At 37.2% G+C, this 16,121-nt stretch carries 15 protein-coding genes and 1 pseudogene; 10 read left to right on the top strand and 6 right to left on the bottom strand.

Going from position 1 to position 16,121, the window contains the following annotated elements:
- From H8B04_RS17535 to H8B04_RS15965, 5 genes and pseudogenes are all read left to right on the top strand, one after another.
- Nucleotides 1–158 (top strand): annotated as a pseudogene (locus tag H8B04_RS17535) (IS256 family transposase); the annotation flags it as partial.
- A 495-nt stretch (nt 159–653) separates the two neighbouring features.
- Nucleotides 654–830 carry a hypothetical protein gene (locus H8B04_RS15980; RefSeq protein WP_165292166.1) on the top strand — a complete coding sequence of 59 codons (177 nt, stop codon included), beginning with the start codon at nt 654–656 and terminating at the stop codon, nt 828–830.
- Nucleotides 831–1,035: 205 nt separating this feature from the next.
- On the top strand, nt 1,036–1,560 hold the full coding sequence (locus H8B04_RS15975) for a DUF4833 domain-containing protein (protein ID WP_165292165.1): 525 nt from the start codon (nt 1,036–1,038) through the stop codon (nt 1,558–1,560).
- 67 nt (nt 1,561–1,627) lie between these two features.
- Nucleotides 1,628–2,794, top strand: coding sequence for an alpha-hydroxy acid oxidase (locus H8B04_RS15970; protein WP_165292164.1), 1,167 nt, complete (start codon nt 1,628–1,630; stop codon nt 2,792–2,794).
- 15 nt (nt 2,795–2,809) lie between these two features.
- A complete protein-coding gene (locus H8B04_RS15965) occupies nt 2,810–3,229 on the top strand; it encodes a 6-pyruvoyl trahydropterin synthase family protein (RefSeq protein WP_165292163.1) in 420 nt (139 codons plus the stop codon).
- A gap of 28 nt (nt 3,230–3,257) precedes the next feature.
- Here the strand turns inward: H8B04_RS15965 and H8B04_RS15960 are convergent, their stop codons facing one another.
- From H8B04_RS15960 to H8B04_RS15940, 5 genes are all read right to left on the bottom strand, one after another.
- Nucleotides 3,258–4,022 carry an exodeoxyribonuclease III gene (locus tag H8B04_RS15960; protein ID WP_190302988.1) on the bottom strand — a complete coding sequence of 255 codons (765 nt, stop codon included), beginning with the start codon at nt 4,020–4,022 and terminating at the stop codon, nt 3,258–3,260.
- A gap of 3 nt (nt 4,023–4,025) precedes the next feature.
- The gene (locus H8B04_RS15955; RefSeq protein WP_165292468.1) at nt 4,026–4,790 is read right to left on the bottom strand and encodes a peptidylprolyl isomerase; all 765 of its coding nucleotides are present in this window, start codon (nt 4,788–4,790) and stop codon (nt 4,026–4,028) included.
- 3 nt (nt 4,791–4,793) lie between these two features.
- On the bottom strand, nt 4,794–5,141 hold the full coding sequence (locus tag H8B04_RS15950; RefSeq protein ID WP_165292469.1) for a hypothetical protein: 348 nt from the start codon (nt 5,139–5,141) through the stop codon (nt 4,794–4,796).
- Between the two features lie 67 nt (nt 5,142–5,208).
- Nucleotides 5,209–5,646 (bottom strand): low molecular weight protein-tyrosine-phosphatase, encoded by a 438-nt coding sequence (locus H8B04_RS15945; protein WP_190302987.1) that lies wholly within the window; start codon nt 5,644–5,646, stop codon nt 5,209–5,211.
- A gap of 83 nt (nt 5,647–5,729) precedes the next feature.
- Entirely contained in the window at nt 5,730–7,286 is a 1,557-nt protein-coding gene (locus tag H8B04_RS15940; protein WP_165292471.1) for a Do family serine endopeptidase, read from the bottom strand.
- Between the two features lie 212 nt (nt 7,287–7,498).
- On the opposite strand from H8B04_RS15940, the gene dapF reads away from it, so the two are divergent.
- Together dapF and H8B04_RS15930 are read left to right on the top strand one after the other, a co-directional pair.
- Nucleotides 7,499–8,287 (top strand): diaminopimelate epimerase, encoded by a 789-nt coding sequence (dapF, locus tag H8B04_RS15935; protein WP_190302986.1) that lies wholly within the window; start codon nt 7,499–7,501, stop codon nt 8,285–8,287.
- 91 nt (nt 8,288–8,378) lie between these two features.
- On the top strand, nt 8,379–11,258 hold the full coding sequence (locus H8B04_RS15930; RefSeq protein WP_190302985.1) for a DEAD/DEAH box helicase: 2,880 nt from the start codon (nt 8,379–8,381) through the stop codon (nt 11,256–11,258).
- A gap of 68 nt (nt 11,259–11,326) precedes the next feature.
- On the opposite strand, the gene H8B04_RS15925 is transcribed toward H8B04_RS15930, so the two are convergent.
- Nucleotides 11,327–12,316: an aspartate-semialdehyde dehydrogenase gene (locus H8B04_RS15925; protein ID WP_165292474.1), complete on the bottom strand. Its 990-nt coding sequence runs from the start codon at nt 12,314–12,316 to the stop codon at nt 11,327–11,329.
- 284 nt (nt 12,317–12,600) lie between these two features.
- Between H8B04_RS15925 and H8B04_RS15920 the strand changes: the two genes are divergently transcribed.
- Genes H8B04_RS15920 through H8B04_RS15910 form a run of 3 tightly spaced genes read left to right on the top strand, consistent with a single transcriptional unit; the run spans nt 12,601 to nt 15,957 of the window.
- A complete protein-coding gene (locus H8B04_RS15920; RefSeq protein ID WP_190302984.1) occupies nt 12,601–14,256 on the top strand; it encodes a lamin tail domain-containing protein in 1,656 nt (551 codons plus the stop codon).
- A 25-nt stretch (nt 14,257–14,281) separates the two neighbouring features.
- On the top strand, nt 14,282–15,226 hold the full coding sequence (locus H8B04_RS15915) for an NAD-dependent epimerase/dehydratase family protein (protein WP_190302983.1): 945 nt from the start codon (nt 14,282–14,284) through the stop codon (nt 15,224–15,226).
- Between the two features lie 5 nt (nt 15,227–15,231).
- Nucleotides 15,232–15,957 (top strand): YebC/PmpR family DNA-binding transcriptional regulator, encoded by a 726-nt coding sequence (locus H8B04_RS15910; RefSeq protein ID WP_165292476.1) that lies wholly within the window; start codon nt 15,232–15,234, stop codon nt 15,955–15,957.
- The last annotated feature ends 164 nt before the right edge of the window (nt 15,958–16,121 follow it).

Raw genomic sequence — 16,121 nt, 5'->3', positions numbered from 1 at the left:
CGTTTACTTCAGATCAAGCGTTATTAAAGTTAATTTATCTGGCAATACAAAACATAAGCAAAAAATGGACTATGCCAATTCGTAATTGGGGCTTGACAATGCAACAACTCCACCTTAAATTTGGTGATAGAATGAAAGCCTTCGGCGGCTCTAAATAGATATAGGTCCGAAGGGAACCTATATCTATTTAGAGCTCAATGACACAGTTTGCTTTACACTTCCGTATCAGAAACTTATACATTAGCTCCTTGTTCTGTATAATGTTTCCCTTATTAGGCTTTATAATCCCAAGCTTCATCGGATTTACTAAATCGAATAGAAATGCTCAATACCAACAAAACTTAAGGTTTATTCTTCTTCTCCACATCATTCAGATTATATTAATTTCTATACTATACATAATATTAGAAATATTAGGTTACAAAACAGAAAGCTCATCAAGAACTATATATGTTCCCGAGATGAATGCTTACAATCATGACTATTCTTTTAAAAGAACACACATATTTGAAGTTCATCCAGTTTTATTTATTATACCAGCATTAATTTTATATAAGCACTAATATTACTATTGTAGTGTATAAGATTAAAAATCTAAAACCACTCAAACAACCTAGCCTTTAACTTGTTCTACAATAAAAGGGACATCAATTATGAAAAGAATAGGTTTATTTGCAACAATATTATCCGTTATTACTTTATTATCAAGTTGTGAAGTAATCGGTGGAATATTTAAAGCTGGCATGTGGTCTGGCATTATTATAGTCGTAATTGTAATCGCATTGATTATTTGGTTAATATCCAAATTTATGGGTGGAAATCGCCCTTAATCCTGATTACATTTTACAAATAAACAAAAGTCACTTGAATAAGTGACTTTGTTTATTTAATCCGACTTCAATAACCTTTTTATTTTGGATACTTTTTTTATCTCCCACTAATCATAATCATTCCCATTTAAACGAAATTCAAAATATATTGAAAATTTTGACAGGACTTTGTATATTATTCTGTTATTTGCTAATAAGTAGAAATATGATGAAGAAGCTGACATTTTTATTCTTAATCCTTTTTAATAGTTTCTTTTCTCACGCCCAAGAAGGCTACCCAAAGCCTACTGTCAAAGATATACTCTTCTATATTCAGCATAGCCGAGGTAAAAACACCTTTATTTATCAGCCAAATTATTCTGCCACGAATAAGCTCAATGATAATGAACCTATCAAAACTTCGAGGCAATTATTTGATCGAAATGGGGAAATAAAGCCCTTAACTAATATTCAACGTCGCTACGCTTATGGTGTGAAAACAGAAAAACTTGGAAATAATCACTTCCAAATTGAATTGGTTTCTTATCCTGGTCAAAAGCTCCATTTAAAACTTGATAAGCAGAATAAACCCTACGTAGAAGGCATTATTTCGGGTCAATATATGCATATCAATAGGTTATTTATCAAACTGAAGGATGGAACTTCAGGTCTTCAAACCGAAGCAGAATACATTTTATTTTATGGCACAGATAAAAATGGTAAACCCGTTCATGCAAAGATGACCCCATAATTTCATCACAGGTCAGGATGGCTAGCTCAAATTTTTAACTTATCTTTGTAAGTAAAAAATTTAACCAATGTCTGCAAAGCCAATTTTTAAATACAATACCTTATACCCTTCTGTCGCTGATTTACGTAAGAAAGCAAAATCAAGAATTCCAAAATTTGCGTTTGATTACTTAGATGGTGGTTGTAATGAAGAATTGAATCTATTTCGAAACGAAAATGACTTTGATAATATTTTATTGAAGCCTCAATATTTACGTGTAGGACAAGATATTGATATGTCGGTAGAATTATTCGGCAGAAAATATAGTGCACCATTTGGTGTTTCACCTATCGGTCTACAAGGATTGATGTGGCCTAATGCACCTGAGATACTTGCTAAAGCTGCTGCTAAACATGATATACCTTATACGCTAAGTACAGTATCGACTTCCAGCATTGAACGTATTGCCGAAGTGTCTGAAGGCAAAGCATGGTTTCAATTGTATCATCCTACAGAAGATAGGTTACGAGATGACATCTTAAATAGACTAAAAGCTGTTGAGTGTCCAGTACTGGTGGTATTGGTAGATGTTCCGTCATTTGGACTACGCTATAGAGAAATAAAAAGCGGTCTTTCGATGCCTCCAAAAATGAATATTGCCAATATTTTTCAAGCATTAAAATGTCCAACTTGGGGTATTCAAACATTAAAGAACGGTATTCCATCTTTTGCAACGTTAAAACCTTACATGGAAAAAGGGCTGGATTTAACTCAACTTGGACAGTTTATGAATAGAACTTTTACAGGCAAAGTCAATATGGAAAAGGTAAAAGCGATTCGGGACATTTGGCAAGGTCCATTAGTATTGAAAGGAATAGCCACGGAAGAAGATATGGAAGCTTCCATTCAGCTCGGCGTAGATGGAGTAATAGTTTCTAATCATGGCGGAAGACAAGTGGATGCTGGTGAATCTTCTATCGTATCATTAATGAAATTAGCATTAAATCTATCTTACAAAAGTAAACTAAAGATTATGATGGATGGCGGTATCCGTTCGGGAGTGGATTTGGCACGAGCGTATGCAGTAGGTTCTGACTTTAATTTTATGGGAAGACCTTTTATGTATGGTGTTGGGGCTCTTGGCGAGGATGGCGGTGACCATACTATCACTATGTTTAAGGCGCAGCTTTATCAAGTCATGCAACAACTCACGGTGGACAATATCGAACAGCTTCAAGAGCGATTGATAAAATAACACTATATTTGTCGCATGATTACAGCAGAACGATATCACGACATTTCATGTGGACATAGGGTGGTTGGTCACGAAGGAAAATGTAGATTTCTTCACGGTCACAATTATAGAATACATTTTGAAGTTGCAGCAGAAGCTTTGGATGAAGTTGGACGTGTATTGGATTTCTCAGTAATCAAAGAGAAATTGTGTATGTGGTTAGAAGATCATTACGATCACAAGTTTTTAATTTGGGAGAAAGACCCCTTATTGGGAGAATTGCAAAAATTATCCGAAGAAAGTTTAGTGATTGTTCCTTTTAACCCAACAGCTGAAAATATCGCACAACATTTGGTGGAAGTCATAGCACCACAACAGCTAAAAGAAACAGGATGTACTTTAATACGCTGCAAAGTAGAAGAAACCCAGAAATGCTCAGCCACATATAAAAAATAAGGAGAAACAAATTGTTTCTCCTTATTTTTTAAGCTAACTCTAATAGTACAGGACAATGATCTGAATGCACCGCTTCTGGTAATATTTTAGCTCCTACGATTCGATCTTTTAAAGCTTCTGACGCCATATTGTAATCAATGCGCCAACCTAAATTTTTACCTCTAGCTCCTGCTCTATAGCTCCACCAGGTATAATGATGGGGATCAGGATTCAGTGAACGAAACGTATCTATAAAACCAGAATTGATAAAATTCTCCATCCATTCACGCTCTGCAGGCAAAAAGCCAGATGTATTCGCATTAGATTTTGGATTGTGAATATCGATAGCACGATGACAAATATTATAATCGCCACTTATTACCAAATTCGGATGATCAACCAGTAATTTATGAGCATATTGATGAAAATCATCTAAGAATCTATATTTAAAATCCTGGCGTACGTCTCCTGTTGTTCCTGAGGGAAAATAGGTACTCATTACAGACACATCATCAAAATCCGCACGAATGACACGTCCCTCGAAGTCGTAATCTTCGTGACCACATCCGTATTCCACATGTTTAGGCGTAATCTTCGTTAAGATTGCCGTACCGCTATAACCTTTCTTTTGTGCGGGATACCAATAATGCTCATAGCCCATTTGTTCCAAAAACAAAATCTCTGGAACTTGATCCGGAGTTGCTTTTATTTCCTGCAAACAAACGACATCAGGATTCACAGAAGTTAACCAACCTAACCAACTTTTTTTTAACGCAGCTCGGAGCCCATTTACATTGTATGTGATTATTTTCATGAACTACAGCTTGTAATTTTTGGATTTAAAAGAATCAAATAATTTAGTAAAGAAGCCATTCTTAGGTTTCAAACCTGCCAATTGTCTTTCTGTGTTAATAGCTTCGCGGCGCGTCAACAGACGAATATACATCGGCTCATCGGTAATCGGACGGTCATCACTATTCGTTGCTACTGCAGCAATATTATCTACCGATTCGATGCCGTTGATAACCTCCCCAAAAACCGTATAGTTTCCATCCAAATGCGGTGTTCCACCCACAGATTTATAGGCTTCACGTTGCTGTGAAGAAAATTCTTTGCCTTGCATACGGAATTTTACCAGAGAATCTAAACCCGCATCCGTAAACTTACGTCCTTGTACAATGTAAAATTGCGAACCCGAAGAAGATTTCGCAGGATTATTATCTCTTGCAGCACCTAAAGTTCCTTTCTTATGAAACAACCCTTCTTGAATCTCCGCATTGATTCTATAGTCTGGCCCTCCGTTTCCTAATACTGTCAAACTGGTCGTTGTGGGCAATTTAGATTCCGGATCACCACCTTGAATCATAAAATTCTTGATCACACGGTGAAACAAAATGCCATCGTAATATTTTTCGCTTACCAGTTTCTTAAAATTATCACGGTGTTTGGGTGTCTCATTGTACAACATAGCCGTGACAATACCCTTATTTGTTTTAATCTCTACAAAGTAATGTTTTGGCTTTTGTGCAAAACTCTGCAATGCAATTAATACCAAAACAAGGCTAAATAATAGTCTTTTCATCGTTTATATATAATCTAGATCTTGAAAATAATCAATTATCAGCGATTTGATAATTAATTCCTGTTCGAGTAAAGTATAATTCGGAATTGGTTTTACCAATTCCCAATGTGGCCATCCCTCTTCATCCAAGCCTCGTAATTCGTAAAATCCCATGGAAGAGAATAAACGACAAGTTGCAATATGCATTAATTCTTCTTTCTCGCGTTTGGAAAATTGTTTAGGACCTTTGCCCAATTCTTGTACACCAATCAAAAATAGCATCACTTTCAAATCGGGCAACTCCATATCGAAACTCTTCGCTATGGCTTCCCGTAATACATTCCATTTTTGATTTACCTCTGCTGCTTTCATATTATAGCTATTGTGCCAAAATACTCATTAAAATTTGTTTTCGACACTCTATCCTTTAATCGTTACGTTATTTGGACAATTGTTCTATTAGCTGTTGGCATCTTTTTTCGACCATCCTGTATACAGGCTCAAATAAAGCATCATCATAGTACGGATCAGGGACTATATCATCATCTAAGAACAAAGAGACTTTAGCGCGCTGCTCCTCATTCTGCGCCAAGCGAAGGACATCTCGATAATTATTCCTATCCATCACAAAAATACGATCGTATTTATCGAATAGAGCTGTAGTAAAATGCTGTGCCTTCTGTGTCGAAATATCGACACCATATTTTTTTGCGACAGCGATACTGCGTCTATCAGGACACTGCCCTACATGCCAATCACCAGTGCCAGCTGAATCTACTTCCCACCCCAAATTTTTACTATCTGCTATATGTTGTAAAATACCGTGCGCCAAGGGCGAGCGGCAAATATTTCCAAGACAAACCATTAATATTTTCATAAGCACAAAAATGTTGTTTTATTCTGTAAAAACAAAAATGGCTTCCCGAAGAAAGCCATTTAAAAAAGTATTAATTGTTGCTATTAATATTCAATAGGAACATTTAGCTCAACTGTGCTTCCACGTTGTGGAACACCTTTGATACGTACGATATTTCGTTTTGTTGCTGATAATGCAGATTCTACATCATCCACATTATTTACGGGCTTACCGTTAACTTCTGTGATCACAAGACCTTTCTCTACACCGAAGTATTCAAATACTCCACCTCTGTGTACTTGAGTTACTACCACGCCTGAAGAAACACCTAAATCTTTCTTGCGAGCATCCGTAGCAGGAATGAAGCTAGCACCCAATTTGTTGAAGATTTCTGTTGCACTTGCACTTGAGCCTTCATCACCAGCCTTTCCTTTCGAATCTTCTTCCGCTTTCAATGTTAATGTTACATCCTTCTCTTTACCATCACGTTTGTATGTAATTTTAACTTTATCACCAGGACGAAGTCTAGCTACACGTTCTTGTAAGTCAGAAGATGAGTAAATTGTTCTGCCTTCAATTTTAGTAATTATGTCACCACCTTTAATACCTGCGCTTTCAGCAGCGCCACCTTTTACTACATTTTGGACATAAAGACCATTGATATCATCAATACCTTTGTCTTTACGCAAAGCTTCGCTAATTTCGGTAAAAGTCACCCCTATGAAACCACGTTTTACACTACCGAACTCTTTGAAGTCATCCAATACTTTTTTGGCTAAGTTGATTGGAATCGCAAATCCATAACCAGCATACACTCCAGTAGGAGAAGCGATTGCAGAATTGATACCAATTAATTCACCGCGAGCATTTACTAATGCACCACCACTATTACCTTTGTTGATTACCGCATCAGTTTGGATAAATGATTCAATCGCTGTATTAATGATTTGTTGATCTTCATCTCCATAACCATATCCACGAGGTTGTTGCTGTTGTGAATCACCTAATATACCAATTTGACGACCTTTGGCACTTACAATACCTGCAGTAACTGTAGATTGTAAGCTTAGCGGATAACCTACTGCTAACACCCATTCGCCAATTTGTACATTATCCGAGTCACCCATTCTTACCATTGGTAAATTTGTCGCGCTCACTTTCAATAAAGCTAAATCCGTATTGGGATCACGACCAATAACTTTTGCTTCGAAAGTACGCTTATCGGTTAATTGCACTTCGATTTTATCGGCATTTTCAACTACGTGATTGTTTGTTACGATATATCCATCTGGAGTCAAAATCACACCAGAACCTGATGCTTGTGCTTGACGAGGTTGTGCCTGACGTCTTTGCTGAGGCATTCCAAAAAACTCCTCAAACATATCAAAAGGAGAACCTCCCCCACCGCGTTGTGATCCGCGCGCTGTCATCGTTACTTTGATGTGCACCACACCAGGAGAAACTGCAGCTGCCGCTTGTGTAAAATCAGGATTTCCCGTAGACGACATGATTTCGTTTCCAGGATTATTAGCATAATATACTTTTTGCTGTTCTTCTAAAGTCATGTTGCCAAATTGTTTATCTTCAAACAATTTGTAGCCTCCTACAGCCACCGCACCTCCTAAGACAGCTGTTAATAAACTTACTCCTATTTTTTTCATATTATTTATTGCTGTTTTAAAATTCTAATTTTATTTTTCTATTCTTACCTTGTAGCAGTATTCAAATGTAATACCATATTGACAGCTGTCACAACTTTTGTCAGTTAAAATTTGTTAACAAAATAGGCCTTTGCAAGCATTTTAACAAGATTTAACAAATTGGCTTTAGTTTTGTAACAAGAATATTAAATTTGAGGTAAATTTTCAAAAATATGAGCACAAAAATTCAATTTTCTAAATATCAAGGCGCTGGAAATGACTTTGTTTTAATTGATAATAGAAATGGTCTTTTTGATAGAAAAAACGAAGAATTAGTAAAAAAATTATGTGACCGTCGTTTTGGAATTGGCGGAGATGGATTGATGCTGCTTCAAAATACTGAAAATTTTGATTTTGAAATGGTTTATTATAATGCAGATGGTGCTGAAGGAACGATGTGTGGTAATGGTGGGCGCTGTATTGTAGCCTTTGCACGTGACTTAAATATTATCTCCGAAAAAACTGACTTTCTGGCAGTTGACGGTCCGCATGATGCTGAAATTTCTTCGGATCAGGTGAATTTGGGAATGATAAATGTAGATAAAATTGCGCGTGACGGCGAATCTTTCGTAATGAATACGGGTTCTCCTCATTATATCCTTAAAGTAGAAAACCTAAAAGATCTCGATGTATTTAATGAAGGTTCTGCAATTCGCAATAATGAAACTTACGGAGCAAAAGGCATAAACGTCAATTTCATTGAAGAAGAAGAGGGCGGCTACTTCGTACGCACGTTCGAACGCGGTGTAGAAGATGAAACTTTCGCCTGCGGCACTGGCGCAACAGCTGCTGCTATTGCTATGGCAATAGATAAAGACTTGTACGGTGATATTAGCATTCCTATTCGCGTACTAGGTGGCCAGCTTTATATTTCATTTACACGTCAAGGGAATACGTTTACAAACGTTTATTTAAAAGGACCCGCGAACTTTGTTTTCAGCGGCGTTATTGAAATAGATTAATTTTTTTTGATTATTCTTTATTAGATTATTTCATCTTCATACATATTCGAGGTATATTAGATGTCTTTTTTGAAAGACATACTAAAGATTGATGCAACAGATAGATACTTCTCATCCTTACAAGCTAATTTATTCATTCGGTGAACACCCTTATTTAGGCTACCTCATTGAACCACATATTGTACAGCTCAATCCTAATGGCAGTCTTTCATTGTCATACAAACGCGTATTTACCAATACGGTCGATGAATTTGCGGAGGCTCTAGATGAAACGGATTATAAAATCATCAAATTGCTGGATGAAGTGGAACAAAGCAATGTCATCAAGAAGTATCACAAAAAAGCTATACGACCGGTAGATTATTTCACTAAAATATTCGACAATAAAGTTCGGGATTATATACGTCCTAAACTGGAGAAGAAACTCTTGAAAGTGATGGAAATGATTGGAGATAAACCAATCTACCTAATGAGTAAAAAAGATGGATATCCGGCAGAACAACAATTACACGTTGCTGAACAACCTACTTCTATACTTTTTCACTTTCGTAGAAATGAAGAAGAAACCCGCTATTTTCCTACATTAAAGTACAATGGACATCGCATGGAGTTCATGTACAAAAATGCGGAAGTCATTATCAATGCCCAAGCATGGTTACTTTTGGATAATGTACTCTATCATTTTGATCAACCTTTGGAAGGCAAAAAGTTAGCCCCTTTTCTGAACAAAAGATACATCAGTGTTCCACGCGCAACCGAGCGCAAATACTACGAAACATTCATTATTCCTTTGATTGAGAAATATTCTGTGTATGCAGAAGGTTTTGATATCAAGACCATAAAAGAAGATGCCGTTCCAATTTTGACATTGAATTATATACAGAATGGCGAATCACATATTCAGCTATCGTTCCAATACGGGGACTTTACTTTCTTACCGACATCTGACCACAAGATTTCTGTAAAAATGTCCTACGATGAAGAAGCGGACAATTACACATTTACACGCGTCAAACGTTCCATATTGTGGGAAGAAAACCAACACGCCTACTTAGAATCTTCAGGTGTTAAGAGACAAGATGCACTCTTTGGTAGTTACATTACTGATGGCAAAGAGTTTGCGAATGTATTCGAATGGCTCAGCAACAAACAAGATGAGCTGAAAGAAAAGGGTTATAGCATCAAACAAGAGACTGGAGATAAGCATTTCTTTATCGGAAAGACTTCTCTCGACATTGAAGTTGTCGAAGACAATGATTGGTTTGATGTACGGGCTTTTGCGAATTTTGGACCCTATAAAATTCCATTTATCCATTTACGCGATCATATCTTAAACAGAATACAGGAGTTTACACTTCCGAATGGTGAAATCGCCATTATTCCCGAAGAATGGTTCGCACAGTACGAGCACCTTTTTCAGTTTGCAATCAAAAAGAATGGGCTTCAACTTAACAAAGCACACATCGGAATTCTACATGAAATCTCTGAGCATACAGCTTTGACTATGAGTCGTAAGTTGCAGAATCTGAGCAATTTTGAAGAAATAGCAAAAATTGATGCTCCTCAAAAATTCAATGGAAGCCTTCGACCTTATCAGGAAGCTGGTTACAACTGGTTCCATTTCTTGCAGGAATATAAGTTTGGTGGTGTGTTAGCCGATGATATGGGTTTGGGTAAAACCGTTCAGACTTTAGCTTTATTGCAAAAGCAAAAAGAAGAGCTAAAGAACACGGATTATGCAAAAACTTCTTTACTCGTTCTACCCACTTCATTAGTATATAATTGGCAAAAGGAAGCTGATAAATTTGCCCCAGACCTTCGCATTTTGATGCATGTTGGATCTAACCGCTTTAAAGATGCTTACGCTTTTACACATTTCGATGTAGTTATCACGACTTATGGAATTGTACGAAGCGACGAAGAACTATTCAGTAAATTTTTCTTCAACTACATTATTCTTGACGAAAGTCAAAATATTAAAAATCCGACTTCAAAATCGTTTAAATCTATTAAATCTCTCAAAAGCAGACATAAATTAGCTTTGAGTGGTACCCCAATAGAGAATTCCGTTTCCGATATTTGGTCGCAAATGCACTTTACCAATCCAGGTTTATTGGGGAGCTATTCTTTCTTTCAAAAGGAATTTGTTATCCCTATTGAGAAAAAGAAAGATGAGGATACGGCGAAGCGTTTGCAGGCGATCATAAAGCCTTTTGTCTTGAGACGCACTAAAAACCAAGTGGCTACCGAACTTCCTCCTAAGACAGAACAGATCATTTATTGTGAGATGAACGAAGCCCAGTCGGAACTTTACGAATCGACCAAGTCGGAATACCGCAACGCCTTATTGGAAGGAGCCGTCAACGACGGTAAAGGAAATCAAATCGCATTACTGCAAGGATTGACTAAACTTCGCCAACTAGCAAACCATCCAAAAATGGTGGATCCTTCGTACAAGGATGAATCAGGAAAATTCGAAGCTGTGCTTCAAATGTTGGATTCTATTTCTATCGAAGGGAATAAGGTGCTGATCTTTTCTCAATTTGTTAAGCATTTAGAACTTTTTAAAGACTATTTTAATAAGCAAAAAATCCCGTTCGCTTATTTGGACGGTGCTACTAAGGATAGAGCCGAAGCAGTACAGCGATTTAAAGATAATGAGGAGGTTAAAATCTTCTTAATTTCCATCAAAGCAGGCGGTGTAGGCTTAAACCTCACCGAAGCTGATTACGTCTTTATCTTAGATCCATGGTGGAATCCTGCCGTCGAGCAACAAGCCATCGACCGATCTCACCGTATTGGACAGAAACGCAATGTCTTTATTTATAAATTTATAAGTAAAGATACCGTTGAAGAAAAGATTGTAGCTCTGCAAAACCGCAAAATGTCCATCGCTACTTCGTTGATTACGACAGAAAAAACTTTTGTAAAATCGCTATCGCAGGATGATTTGAAAGAGTTGCTACGCTAGCTAGTGTACAAAAAATGCTGTAAGAAACCTTACAGCATTTACTAATCCCTTATGTGGATATTTAAATCTTAGATCAATCCTTTTTTCGCTAACAACTCAGCTACTTGAACAGCATTTGTGGCAGCACCTTTTCTCAAATTGTCTGCGACAATCCAAAGGTTTACTGTTTTATCTTGCGATTCGTCACGACGAATACGACCTACGAAAACCTCATCTTTACCATGAGCATCTTTCGGCATTGGGTATTCTAAGTTTGCTGGATTATCCACTACGATTACACCGTCTTGTGCTTCTAAAGCAGCACGCAATTCGGCTAAATCAAAATCATTTTCAAATTCGATATTCACAGATTCTGAGTGGCCTCCAACGACTGGGATACGCACTGTAGTAGCTGTTACTTTGATCGAATCATCTTGCATGATTTTGTTTGTCTCTTTGATCATTTTCATTTCCTCTTTTGTATAACCGTTATCTTGAAATACATCGATCTGAGGAATTACGTTCAAGTCGATTTGGTATGGATATGCTTTTTCGCCTTCTACTCCGGCACGCTCATCGTTCAATTGTTGAACTGCTTTCACACCTGTACCTGTCACCGATTGGTAAGTAGATACTACGACACGTTTGATTTTATATTTTTCGTGCAATGGCTTTAACACCACTACCATCTGAATAGTCGAACAATTTGGGTTAGCGATGATTTTATCTTCAGCTGTCAATACATCACCGTTTACTTCTGGCACTACTAATTTTTTAGTAGGATCCATACGCCAAGCTGATGAATTATCGATAACCGTTATACCCGCTTCTGCAAATAAAGGAGCATATTCTGTAGAAGTACCGCCTCCGGCAGAGAATAAAGCTACATCTGGTTTAAGTGCAATAGCTTCTGTTGGAGTGACTACCTTATACTTCTTACCCTTGAATTCAATTTCCTTACCCTTACTTCTTTCAGATGCTACTGGAATTAATTCTGTTACTGGGAAGTTTCTCTCCGCCAATACTGTCAACATTTCGGACCCAACTAAACCTGTTGCGCCAACTACTGCTACTTTCATTTCTTTACAATTGTTGCTTTAATATTTTGTTAATACTAGTGATTAAAATGGTTTCAAACATAATAAATTAAAATCAGTATATCGATATAAAATTTAAATTTTTCGCATTAGATTACGCCACAATATTAAAAATACAAACAAAATAGCCGCTAAAAATTATCATTTTGTTAATTTTTAAAGCTTTTAAACGGAACAAATGCAATGTAAAAATAAATTGCAACGAAAATTATTCTGTAAATTGCCTGCATTAAGAAACATACTTGCGCTAGGCTAAAAATAGGATTATGAGACCATCGGTTAAGCTATATTTATTTTCGCTTATTCTCGCTTTCACTCTCCCTTATCAGGTACTGGCACAAAATACCACCTCGCTCATCAATGAATTGATGATAAATCCCAATAACGCTGCTGCATTGCCACCTTTTGAATACATCGAACTGTATAACAATGCTTCATCCGTAATAGATCTGAAAGATGTGGAGATCCATATAAATAATAACCAACAAACTCTTCCATCTTACAAACTCGCGCCCAAACAATACCTAATTCTCTGTCAAGAAGCCGCAGCTTCACAATTTTCGCGCTATGGTAATGTCGTTGTATTATCCCGTTGGTTTGCTTTGAGCAATACTTCAGCGACCATCAAGCTGACACAAAATGGAGTTACGATTGATGAAATCTCCTACCGTGATAGCTGGTACAATAGTAGTTCAAAAAGAAATGGCGGATGGAGTCTTGAGCGAATTAATCCCAATTGGAGTTGTAACATTAACCTTAATTGGTCCGCAACCAATTCTTTAAGCGGTGGTACTCCTGGAAAGAATAATACCATTTTGGATAATCAGTATATTCCACAACCCCAAATGGATACTTACAAGATTTTCCAAAATCGTGTCGAACTTAAGCTCACATTAGCGAATACTTACTTTTCTAATCTAGAAGAAGCCACCTTCTCGCTAGATGAAGAAATCGGCGAAGCCAATAAAGTGGAAATTGTCAACGAACATATCGCACTAAGTTTTGCTAAAAATCTTGATCCGCAAAAGCTTTATACGTTAAAAATAACAGGTTTGAAGACCTGCAATCTTGAACTTCCTACACTTGAAATTAAATTATTTCAACAAGAGGATATCAAGGCAGGAGACCTTATCATAAATGAAATACTTTTCAATCCGAAAGAAGGCGGTGTAGACTTTGTCGAACTTTATAACACAAGCCTATTTCCAATTAATCTGCAAAATTTTAGATTAGGCAATAGAACAATCAGCAATGCTTTCCACTTATTGGAAGCAAATGACTATATCGCTATTACGACAAATAAAAAAATAATACAACAGCATTATCCAAGAGCTGTTGCAGAAAACATATTGGAAACAGGCTCCTTGCCTCCATACACCAATCAACAAGGGATTGTTACGTTATATTCCGATCAAAATATACTGCTGGATTCTATCTACTATGCGGCGACAATGCATTCCGATCATCTTATCGATGCTAAAGGAATTTCATTAGAGCGTATCCGCGCAGATAAAAATATATTCCATTCTGCGTCTACTATTCATGGAGGGGCCACTCCAGGCTACCAAAATTCAGTGGCTGACATCGCCATTCCACAAAATAAAATTACCCTCAGTTCCAAAACATTCTCTCCAAATGGAGATGGCATTGAGGATGAATTGGAAATAAACTACGAGCTAATCAACCCAAATTATATCATCGCTGTAGAGATTTATAATGAAAAAGGACAATTAGTCCGGAAAATTGCTCATCAAAACCTAGCTGGCACGCATGGCAAACTTACCTGGGATGGCAAAAATAATTCTGGTAACCCCTGTCCTAAAGGACATTACATCTGCTTTACACAAATTTTTAATCACGAGGGAAAGACACAAAATTTTAAACAACCGTTTGTGTTAATCAACTCATTGACAAGACATTGAAAAACAAATAACTTTGCTGACTCATATGAAAGAAACAATAATTATCCTTGGGGCGAATGGTCAGATCGGGTCTGAATTAGCATTAGCTCTTCGCAACAAATTTGGCAAACAAAACGTCATAACGACGGATATAAGACCTCCACATGAAATGGAGGACGGCGATATTTTTGAGACAGCAAACGTATTAGATAAAAACCTTTTGAAAGAGTTGTTTATCAAATACAAACCTACTCAGATTTACCTGCTTGCAGCAATGCTTTCGGCAACGGGCGAACAATATCCTATGAAAGCTTGGGATCTAAACATGAACGGGCTGTTGAATGTATTGGATCTTGCAGTAGAATTAGGTATCAAAAAAATCTTTTGGCCAAGCTCTATCGCAGTCTTTGGACCAAACTCTCCGAAAGTAGACACGCCACAATATTGTGTAATGGATCCTAACAGCATCTACGGCATCAGCAAATTATCTGGCGAAAGATTAGTAGAATATTACCACGCGAAATATGGATTGGATATTCGTAGTATTCGTTACCCAGGTATCATCTCATGGAAAACGGCACCAGGTGGGGGTACGACAGATTATGCGGTACATATTTTCTTCGAAGCATTGGCAAAAGGCAAATATGAAAGCTTCTTATCTGAAAATACAGCTTTGCCAATGATGTATATGGATGATGCTGTGCGTGCAACGATTGAATTAATGGATGCTCCAGCAGAAAACCTTTCTATACGTTCTAGTTACAATTTAGCAGGTATTTCATTTACGCCAGCACAGATTGCCCAAGAAATTAAAAAAATTCTTCCTAATTTTGAAATGTCTTATGCAGAAGGTGATCCACGTCAAGCTATTGCCGATTCTTGGCCTAAGAGTATAAATGACGAATACGCTCAAAAAGACTGGAATTGGAAGCTTGAATACAACCTAGAAGATTTGACACGAGAAATGATCGAAAATCTTAAAAACAAATAAACAAAATGGGTAGAGCTTTTGAATTTAGAAAGGAAAGAAAATTTAAACGCTGGGCCAAAATGGCGGTCCAATTCACACGTTTAGGCAAAGAAATTGCTATCGCAGTAAAAGAAGGTGGTCCTCACCCGGAAAACAACTCTCGTTTACGTACGGCGATCCAAAACGCGAAAGCGGTAAACATGCCTAAAGACCGTGTGGAAGCAGCTATCAAAAGAGCTTCAGAAAAAGATTCAAAAGGCTACGAAGAATATGTTTACGAAGGGTATGGCCCACATGGTGTGCCTGTACTTATCGAGACAGCAACTGATAACACAAACCGTACAGTAGGTAACATCCGTTCGTACTTCACAAAATCAGGCGGTTCATTAGGAAAAACAGGTTCTTTGGATTTCATTTTCCAACGTAAATCTATTTTCCGTTTTCCAGCAGCAGATGATTTGGATGTGGAAGAATTAGAATTGGAATTAATCGACGGTGGTTTAGAAGAATTGTATGTAGAGGCTGACGAAGAAGGAAACGATATCGTAGTCGTACAAACTTCTTTCGAAGATTTCGGAAATATGCAACGCCTTTTAGAAGAAAAAGGTATTGAATTGAAATCCGCGAAATTAGAGCGTATCGCTTTATCGCATACTTCATTGACAGAAGAACAAGCAGCAGATGTGTTGAAATTAATCGATAAAATCGAAGAAGATGACGACGTTCAAGCTGTATACCACAATATGGAATAAGACAACTATTCACACAAAAATAAAAAAGAGGGCATAGCCTAGTCATGGTCGGAAGAAATTCCGACCATTTTTCATGTTTTGAAAACTTTAGCTGGGTCTCCTCCTGCAAATATTATTAGAATAGCAGTTATCATATCTCTAAGCTCCATTGCTATTCTTCGTTT

The sequence above is a fragment of the Sphingobacterium litopenaei genome (assembly GCF_014692495.1).
Lineage (GTDB): Bacteria > Bacteroidota > Bacteroidia > Sphingobacteriales > Sphingobacteriaceae > Sphingobacterium > Sphingobacterium litopenaei.
This window is presented reverse-complemented; position numbering and strand designations above follow the sequence as displayed.